The organism is Arthrobacter sp. Dra40, from assembly GCF_059091905.1.
This window is the reverse complement of the sequence record NZ_JBNHHB010000278.1, coordinates 1-5756: the sequence shown is the minus strand read 5'-3', so window position 1 is coordinate 5756 and position 5756 is coordinate 1. Positions and strand designations below refer to the sequence as shown.

Below are 5756 nucleotides of genomic sequence, written 5' to 3'. Positions count from 1 at the left end.
TGCTTCGGTGCACGGAAGCAGAGCACTCTCGCCCGGACCCGCTGCGGCCAGAGGCCTGTTCGCTATACGCCACATTGCTCCGGGAAGGGCCGGCTTAGAGCCGCACGCACGGGATGACCGGGGCCAAAGCTCCGCAAACGCGGATGCCTTCTGTTGGGCCGGGAAGCAATGTGGCGTATAGCGTACGGCAGGCGCATGTTTGACGGGCAGAGCCTGCACCTAAGCGAAAGTAGTCCGGGGCCCAGCGTCCCCATCGGTAAACGACCGCCTCGCCACGCGGAAGCGGCTGCTTCCCGGTCATTCCGGGTGCTTCAGACAGCCGGCCTCAAGCCGCCGTCGGACTCTTGCCCCTGGCCCTGCCGAGGAGGAAGGTGGAACACGGCAACCGGCACATCCCCTGTCCCTGAGGAGTGATCAGTGATGACCGATGCGGCCACGTCCCCGGACCAGCCCCTGACCGACCGGCAGGGCCACAAGGTCTACGACAACCAGAACATGCGAACCCTCGGCGCCCGCGGCCCGGCGACCCTGGAGAACTACCAGTTCCTGGAGAAGATGAGCCACTTCGACCGCGAGCGTGTGCCCGAGCGCGTTGTGCATGCCCGCGGCACCACGGCTTTCGGCTACTTCGAGGCCTACGGCACGTGGGGCGACGAGCCCATCGCCACGTTCACCCGAGCCAAACTGTTCCAGGAAGCGGGCAAGCGCACCGACCTCGCCATCCGCTTCTCCACCGTTGCCGGAGGCCGTGATTCCTCCGAGGTGGCCCGAGACCCGCGCGGCTTTGCCGTCAAGTTCTACACCGAGGACGGCAACTGGGACATGGTGGGCAACAACCTGGGCGTGTTCTTCATCCGCGACGCGATCAAGTTCCCCGATTTCATCCACTCCCAGAAGCCGGACCCGGTGAACTTCGAGGCATCGGTGCCGAACCGGGCCATGGACTTCTTCAGCCAGTCGCCCGAATCCATGCACATGGTGATGCTGGTCTTCAGCCCGCGCGGCATCCCGGCGGACTACCGGCACATGCAGGGTTTCGGCGTGAACACCTACAAGTGGGTCAACGCCGCCGGCGAGACCGTGTTAGTCAAGTACCACTGGTCCCCCAAGCAGGGCGTGAAGTCGCTGACCGCAGCGGACGCCGCCAACATCCAGGCGCGGACCCTCGGTTCGCACACCAAGGATTTGTACGACGCCATCGAAGCCGGCAATTTTCCGGAGTGGGAACTGCAGGTCCAGATGATGTCCGACGACGAGCATCCCGAACTCGACTTCGACCCGCTGGACGACACCAAGGTCTGGCCGGAAGAGCAGTTCCCGCCCAAGGCCGTGGGCCGGATGGTGCTGGACCGTACCGCCAAAAATTTCTTCGCCGAGAGCGAGCAGATCGCGTTCGGCACCGGCGTCCTGGTGGACGGCCTGGACTTCTCGGACGACAAGATGCTGGTGGGCCGCACGTTCTCCTACAGCGACACCCAGCGCCACCGGGTGGGCCCGAACTACCTGCAGCTCCCGGTCAACAGCCCCAAGGCGCCGGTGGCCACCAATCAGCGGGACGGCCAGATGATGCACTTTGTGGACACTGCGCCGGGCCAGAACCCGCACGTGAACTACGAGCCGACCATCGCCGGCGGACTGCAGGAAGCGGAGAAGGACTCCGGCTACCACCACGCCATCGGGCCGGAGATCAGCGGCCAACTGACCCGGGAACGGATCGGACGGACCAATGACTACCTACAGGCCGGCCAGCGGTTCCACCTCCAGGACGACTGGGAGCGCGAGGACCTGATCACCAACCTGACGGACGCGTTGTCGCAGTGCGACCGGCCCATCCAGGAGCGCATGCTCTGGCACCTTTATATGATCGCGGACGAACTCGGCGACCGGGTGGGCGACGGCATCGGCATAGCGTTGGATGAGGTGAAAAACCTTGGTCCGTTGTCCAGCCAGAACCTCTCCGACGCCGAGCAGGCGTGGATGGCCAACCTGGGCAAGAACGGACCCCGGGATGTCTCCGGACTGACCATGACCCACTGCGTACCCAACGAGCGCGTCACAGTGAAGCGCTGACGCGCGCAATGGGTAATTATCGAACGGTGAGGCCCGGATAGATTAGTCCGGACCTCACCGTTTCCGTTCGGGGCCTAGCCGGCGATGACTTGGGGTGCGCCGAGCTGTTTGAGGCCGTCGATGCCGAACTCCAGGCCGTAGCCGGACTGCTTGGCGCCGCCGAACGGGATCCGCGGGTCGACGGCGCCGTGCTTGTTGATCCACACGGTGCCGGCCTCGATCCGGGCCGCGACCTCGCGGGCCTTGGCCGGGTCGGAGGACCAGACCGAGGCGCCCAGGCCGACCCTCAGCCCGTTGGCCATTTCCACCGCTTCATCCACGGTGGAGTACTTGATAATCGGCAGGGCCGGGCCGAACTGTTCCTCGGCCACCAGCGGGTTGTCGTTGTCGATGTCGGCGACCAGGGTGGTCGGGTAGAAGTAGCCTGGCTGGTCCGTCTCCGGTTCGCCACCGAGCAGCACGCGTGCACCGGAGTCCTTGGCCGCCTGCACCAGCTTGGAGACGATGTCGAACTGGGCCTTGTTCTGCAGCGGGCCCAGCACGTTGTTCTCGTCCAGCCCGACGCCCATCGGCATCTGCTCGGCGACCTCGGTGAGCGCTGCGCACACGTCGTCGTAAATGTCCTCGTGCACGTACAGCCGCTTCAGCGCGGCACAGGTCTGGCCGGTGTTGATGAACGCGCCCCAGAACAAATCCTGCGCGGCGGCCTTCGGGTCGGTGTCCGGCAGCACGATGCCCGCGTCGTTACCGCCCAGTTCCAGGGTCAGGCGCTTCACCGTGTCCGCGGAAGAGCGGATGATCGCCTTGCCGGTGGTGGTGGAACCGGTGAACATGACCTTGTCGATGCCCTCATGCGCGGCCAAGGCCTCGCCCACATCCCGGCCGCCCGGAACCACGTGCAGCACGTCCGCCGGCAGCACGGTGTTGAGCACCTCTGCCAGCGCCAGCACGGACAGCGGCGTGTACTCGGAGGGCTTCATCACCACGGTGTTGCCCATCCGCAGTGCCGGGGCCAGCTGCCAGATGCTGATCATCATCGGCCAGTTCCACGGCCCGATCGCGCCCACCACGCCCAGCGGCCGGTAGTGCAGTTGGGCATGGTTGCCGTCTTCCTCCACCAGCACCTCCGGCTCCAGCTCGAACACTGCAGTGGCCCGCAGCCAGGCCGCGCAGGCGCCGACCTCGAACCGGGCGTTCGGGCCGTTGAGCGGCTTGCCCTGCTCCCGCGAGAGTAGCTCGGCGAGGGCCTCCGCGTTGGCTTCCACCGCGTCCGCCGCCCGGTTCAGGTACTCGCTGCGGCCGGCATGGCCGCGCCCGGCCCATTCCGGCTGGGCCCGGCGGGCGGACTCGACGGCGGCGTCCAGCTCGGCAACACCGGGCTCGGCGACCCGGCCGACCAGCTCACCGGTGGCCGGATCCATAATGTCCCGCCCTCCCTCGGACGGCTGGATCGCGGCAAGCAACTCCGCCGCCGAAGCGAACGTGCCTTGGTTAGTGGTCTGAGTTGTCATGTTTTTCCCTTTCCGTCAGTACGATGTCTCCAGCTTGCCCTGAGCCAGGCGCGGCTTCATAGACTGTGCGTGCCGAACACTTGTCGCTGAGCGCACAGCTGCCGACGGGGACGCTGGGCCTCGGCGGCTCCTCTACCCTCGCCAAGCCGTGGCATGAGCGGTAGCGTCTGAGCATGCGAGTCGCCGTAGTCGGAGCCAGCGGAAATGTCGGAACGGCTGTGCTGCGCCGGTTGCATGCGGCGCAGGGCGAACGGGCCGATGAGTTGGAAGTAGTCGGGATTGCCCGGCGACTGCCGGATGCCACCATAGAACCGTACGAGGGCGTCAGCTGGGTTTCGTTGGACGTCGCCGCCAGGGACGCCAGGGAAAGGCTCACGCAGGCTTTCAAGGGGTGCGACGTCGTCGTCCATTTGGCTTGGCTCCTTCAGCCGAACCACGATGAAGAGCAGATGCGACGGGTAAACGTGGACGGCACCGCGAACGTGCTGGCCGCTGCCACGAGCGCCGGTGTTGAGCATGTGGTCTGCGCCTCGTCAGTCGGGGCCTACAGTCCTGGTCCGAAGGATTCCCGGGTTGGCGAAGACTGGCCGGCACGCGGCATCGCCAGCTCGCACTATAGCCGGTTCAAAGGCCAGCAGGAGGCGCTGCTGGACAAGTTTGCCGACGATCACCCGGAAATCAAGGTGGCCCGGCTGCGGCCCGGCCTGATATTCCAGGCAGAGGCAGGCAGCCAGATCGGCCGCTACTTCGTGGGGCGGGTAATCCCCAAGTTTTTCGTCGACCGACTGCGGCTGCCGCTGATTCCGTTCCCGGAGGAATTTGTCTTCCAGGCGCTGCACGCGAATGACGTGGCGGACGCCTACTGGCGGGTGATTGACCAAGGCGCGAGGGGTGCCTTCAATGTGGCTGCCGAACCGGTGATTACTCCCGGACTCGTCGCTTCCCTGTTCGGGGCCCGGCGGTGGTTGCCTGTCCCCGTGCTATTGGTTCGGCTGCTGGTGGGAGCCGCGTGGTCGGTCCGGTTGCTGGCCACCGACCCTGGATGGGTGGACATGGCGCGCGCAGCTCCAGTGATGGATACCAACCGGGCCAGAACGGAACTTGGCTGGGCGCCGCGGGTTGATTCGCTGTCGGCAATCCGGGAAGTTCTAGCCGGAATGGGTCGGGCCAGAGGGGTGCAGGAGTCGCCTGCCATGCGCCCGCGCAGCCGCTGGCCGAGTGCGAACCGGCGGACCGACGCGTAGGCTTGCCCCACGGGCAAGCCGCGCCAACAGCGCAGCCGCCCGGTCCGTTCCACAGAACGACCCGCTTGAGAAGGAGGACGCGATGGATACCAGCGAGAATCCCCGCCCGGAGCATCCGGACGATCTGCAAGACACAACCTCGGACCAGCCCGCAGGCTTGGACGACATTGACGATAAGGAAGTCAACGAGGCCAGCATTCCTGTCCACGGCGACGAAAAGCTTGCCGAAGACCTGGCCAAGAAAGCCTACGGCGACAAGGACCGGGACGGTCGCGGCGACGCACCGAATGCCCAGTTCCCCGGCTGACCCAGCACTACCGTTCACCTAACCGTCTACTGACAGGAGCACGCTGTGAAAGGGAAACTCACGTTCGGCGCCGGCATTGCCCTCGGATTCGTCTTGGGCTCGAAATCCGGAAGGTCCGCCTATGAATCGCTGCGGGCCAAGGGCAACGAACTCTGGCACAACCCGGCCGTGCAGGAAAAGGTCCACGAAGCCACCGGCATGGTCAAAGAAAAGGCGCCGGGAGTAGCTGGCCAAGTCACCGAAGCGGCGAAGAAGGCCGGATCTGCGGCCGCCGCCAAACTGCCCGGGAACCACGGAGCAGGCAAGTCCGACGGCGGGGCAGGTGCTCCCCCCACCACACTCGACGACACCATCTCCGATCCCGCACGCAACGACGAGACCGGGCAGAGCTGGACGGACGAGGGAGGAGCCATGCCGGGCGGGCCCGCCACCGGCGGCCACGGCGACCTTCGCCCGCCTGGCGTCTGAGCTGCCCGGGGAATGCCGCGAAGCGCGCCCCAACCGGGCGGGCACCAGCGAGAGATGGAAGGACCGGCATGACCGAACAAGAGAACGGCCACGGCAAAGAGCCGCGAGACCAAACCGGCACATCGGCGGATCCGTCGATTCCGGCCGGTGAGGAGC

General features: G+C 66.1%; 5 protein-coding genes. 4 read left to right on the top strand and 1 reads right to left on the bottom strand.

The genetic code is table 11. From position 1 onward, the window contains the following. Positions 1-420: 420 nt before the first annotated feature. Positions 421-2070 carry a catalase gene (locus tag AC5RWT_RS33820; RefSeq protein WP_494084036.1) on the top strand — a complete coding sequence of 550 codons (1650 nt, stop codon included), beginning with the start codon at positions 421-423 and terminating at the stop codon, positions 2068-2070. A 74-nt stretch (positions 2071-2144) separates the two neighbouring features. Here the strand turns inward: AC5RWT_RS33820 and AC5RWT_RS33815 are convergent, their stop codons facing one another. After that, on the bottom strand, positions 2145-3581 hold the full coding sequence (locus tag AC5RWT_RS33815) for an aldehyde dehydrogenase family protein (RefSeq protein ID WP_494084035.1): 1437 nt from the start codon (positions 3579-3581) through the stop codon (positions 2145-2147). Positions 3582-3754: 173 nt separating this feature from the next. Here AC5RWT_RS33815 and AC5RWT_RS33810 point away from each other — a divergent pair, with 173 nt between their 5' ends. From AC5RWT_RS33810 to AC5RWT_RS33800, 3 genes are all read left to right on the top strand, one after another. Then, positions 3755-4825 carry an NAD-dependent epimerase/dehydratase family protein gene (locus AC5RWT_RS33810; protein ID WP_494084034.1) on the top strand — a complete coding sequence of 357 codons (1071 nt, stop codon included), beginning with the start codon at positions 3755-3757 and terminating at the stop codon, positions 4823-4825. Between the two features lie 82 nt (positions 4826-4907). Continuing rightward, a complete protein-coding gene (locus AC5RWT_RS33805) occupies positions 4908-5132 on the top strand; it encodes a hypothetical protein (RefSeq protein WP_494084033.1) in 225 nt (74 codons plus the stop codon). Positions 5133-5177: 45 nt separating this feature from the next. Beyond that, positions 5178-5600 (top strand): hypothetical protein, encoded by a 423-nt coding sequence (locus AC5RWT_RS33800; protein WP_494084032.1) that lies wholly within the window; start codon positions 5178-5180, stop codon positions 5598-5600. Positions 5601-5756 lie beyond the last annotated feature (156 nt).

What these genes read in the sequence shown, in the direction of transcription:
- AC5RWT_RS33815 (WP_494084035.1), bottom strand. Translation starts at nt 3,581, where the DNA reads ATGACAACTCAGACCACTAACCAAGGCACGTTCGCTTCGGCGGCGGAG.
- AC5RWT_RS33810 (WP_494084034.1), top strand. Translation starts at nt 3,755, where the DNA reads ATGCGAGTCGCCGTAGTCGGAGCCAGCGGAAATGTCGGAACGGCTGTG.
- AC5RWT_RS33805 (WP_494084033.1), top strand. Translation starts at nt 4,908, where the DNA reads ATGGATACCAGCGAGAATCCCCGCCCGGAGCATCCGGACGATCTGCAA.
- AC5RWT_RS33820 (WP_494084036.1), top strand. Translation starts at nt 421, where the DNA reads ATGACCGATGCGGCCACGTCCCCGGACCAGCCCCTGACCGACCGGCAG.